General features: G+C 40.1%; 3 protein-coding genes and 1 pseudogene. 1 reads left to right on the forward strand and 3 read right to left on the reverse strand.

Translation table 11 applies throughout. The annotated features are described in order from the left end of the window. Nucleotides 1-231, reverse strand: a 231-nt coding sequence (locus tag LGZ98_RS24160; RefSeq protein ID WP_315902006.1) for a Tm-1-like ATP-binding domain-containing protein, incomplete at its 3' end; no start/stop codon positions are given. 53 nt (nt 232-284) lie between these two features. On the opposite strand from LGZ98_RS24160, the gene LGZ98_RS23330 reads away from it, so the two are divergent. Next, complete coding sequence (locus tag LGZ98_RS23330; protein WP_113044393.1) at nt 285-905, forward strand: TetR/AcrR family transcriptional regulator; 621 nt, start codon at nt 285-287, stop codon at nt 903-905. 354 nt (nt 906-1,259) lie between these two features. Here the strand turns inward: LGZ98_RS23330 and LGZ98_RS23335 are convergent, their stop codons facing one another. Both LGZ98_RS23335 and LGZ98_RS24400 read right to left on the reverse strand, forming a co-directional pair. Beyond that, nucleotides 1,260-1,706 (reverse strand): hypothetical protein, encoded by a 447-nt coding sequence (locus LGZ98_RS23335; protein WP_113044394.1) that lies wholly within the window; start codon nt 1,704-1,706, stop codon nt 1,260-1,262. Between the two features lie 470 nt (nt 1,707-2,176). Further along, nucleotides 2,177-2,419: pseudogene (locus LGZ98_RS24400) on the reverse strand (VENN motif pre-toxin domain-containing protein); the annotation flags it as partial. Nucleotides 2,420-2,714 lie beyond the last annotated feature (295 nt).

Raw genomic sequence — 2,714 nt, forward strand, 5'->3', positions numbered from 1 at the left:
ATTCTGATGATTTTCCCCGGGAGTTGATGTAGACACATCAATGATGATTGAATTAACTCCTGCGAGGTGTAAACAACATTTCAACCAGACCAGCTCGTCCAGTTTTGTGTCTGCTGTGCCAACGACAACCACAAATCGCGTCATAGTGTTCACCCCATGTGGCATACTTAGTTCAAAGACTAATGTAAACCTATTGTAATATTTTACAACATGCAAGTTATTTTTTATCATTAGTGATATTTATTACTGTTAATGCTATACGGTTAAAATTTTAAGGGGGTTAAATGATTCTGTTTGATGAAGAAAATCTGTCGCCAGTCCGGCGTCGTACCCTGGAACGTATCACTCATTCAGCTCTGAAGTTATATCGTGAAAAAAAATTTCCGTCTCCTGAAGAGATTGCTAATGAAGCTGAATATGCGAAGGCCACGTTGCGCAGCTACTTTTCAACTCACAGTGATTTTGTCGAATATGTTGTAAAACAAGTCATTGGATCATTCGTTATCCCCCCGATGGGCAATGATGCAGAAGAAAATATTGAGAAGTTATTGGGATGGGGTTATGAAGAAATAGAAGCCAATGAGGCATTGATGAGGGATGCCTTACGCATTTCTCAGTTACGCTGGCAGGAATCTTTATCCGGTGAAGATAACCACAAACGACCTGTTTTGAAGAAAAAAAGTAACCGTAAAGAGACACTTTCTACGGCGTTAGCGCCTCTAAAAGGTCAGCTTAAAGATGACACAATACATAAGATTATTATGTTGATTTCAGTTTTATATGGTACAGAGGCTATGACTATTCTGAAAGATACTTTTGGGTTAGAAAATGATGAAATCATCAACTTAACGAGTTGGGCTGCAAAGTTGATTGTTCGGCAGGTCATTAATGAGGAGCTAAAATAATCCGAAGGCCATTTTTTAACACAAAGGGTAAAGAAACTGGGCACGAGGCCCGGTAAAAGTTTCTTTTGGTGTATGGGCCTGTACATTTTGTGAGTGGTGTATTAGTTCAGATTAGATCTGATACTTCGATTTGAAAAGAAGAGAGTTACCCGCTTTGATTAAAGGTGCTGAATCTTAAATCAAAGCGGGTCTTCTCAATCGGTCGCGGTAGGAATAGCCGTTACCAGCTCCCCCCTGCCGTGACCGATTTTTTAGCCTGATAAGCCACTTTTCCCGGACGTAGTGAACTGCCCCTTTTAAATGTCGGATGATTGTCTAACATTTTGGGGGCAGTTCATAAATCCGGGATCTTTATTAGTGTAGTATATGGGTGAAAAGATCATCAATATCAATCAAGTATCGCCATTTTCCCTTATTTGTATATAAGGATAATTCATAATTTTCACCTGATTTTCCAATATATATTTCAGGGAAATTAACACCTCGTGCAGCGAATTTAAAACAATGGCTTGCTCGATACTCGAACATCATATCTATAAAACTTTCATTATCCACATCTATTTTTTCGTAAAATTCATGTATGTAATAAGCAATAGAGTCAATGCTACAATTATGATCAGGTAGATCAACATAGCGGATATTAGATTCATTATCTTTCATCCATAAAATAAACTCAGACACATTGACTTTCCCATGAAAAATAGAAAAATTTTCTTTATCTTTATATAAAAGAAGGTTAATAAGATTACCTTCATCATATGATGATATTTCATCTAACAATACAATTCTTAATTTATACATCATCATTTTCCTTTAATCATTTTATTATACTCAGACTTACTGATATCACCTCTAGAGAGAAATTCTCGTAGTACTTTCGGAGGGGCTTCGTTGCCAGGTATTGGATAACCATGCCAACCACCGGCATTGTCTGGCTGAAACTCATATAATTTTCCGTCAGCTATACCATAACGTTGCTTTCCACCTTGAATAGAATTATTCAAAACTTCTTGGGCTTTTGAATTAGTTAAATCCATTGGAGTACCCCAACCTCCAGGAGCATGTTTAGGGCTAGGGACGTATTCATTACTATCAGATAAATAGATTAGCTCATCTTTCGTTGGCCCATCAGGAATTGGTGTCACTGTCGTATTACCACCTACATCCGGCTTACCTTCCGTATTGCCGGTATGATTAGGGTATTTCCTTATATCACCGGATTGATCACCGCCGGTATGTGTTGGTAGGTCAGTTGGATTAGCAACTTGAGTGTATTTATCCTGAAGTGTATTTAGGTAACTCTGTGTGATTTCATCATTTCCCATCATCTGAAGCATAATCAGATGGTCTAAGTCTTCTGAAGAAATCTTATCAGCGATTTCCTTTGCCACTATTCCGGTTATACCCGCCTTAACGCCTATCTCCAGGACTTTTTCTGCCACTTTGGCTCGACACGGAGCAGCTATTGCACACCCTTCTGTTACCAGTTTTCCCAGGAAATTATTATCCGTAACAACCCATTCCATTGCGAAGTTGATTACCGAACACCTATTTTCCCTGCACACTCAGTCGGTTACAACCCGTTTTTTCCGATGTGCGTTCACCGCCGAACCCAAAACCCCCTGACGCGCTTTTCGCCCCTGAACGCCGGTTTTTCCCGCCGCGCTCTGGTCCTGTCTCTTGATCAGATCTCCAAATCAACTGATTTAGCCAGCAAATAGCCGTCTATCAGGGTTTGCAGCCGAAACCAACCTTCCCAAAGTCGTTCCCATCCGACTCGACCCGTGCGTTTGGAATCGTACCAGCCGG

Source organism: Photorhabdus kayaii, assembly GCF_025384895.1.
GTDB lineage: Bacteria > Pseudomonadota > Gammaproteobacteria > Enterobacterales > Enterobacteriaceae > Photorhabdus > Photorhabdus kayaii.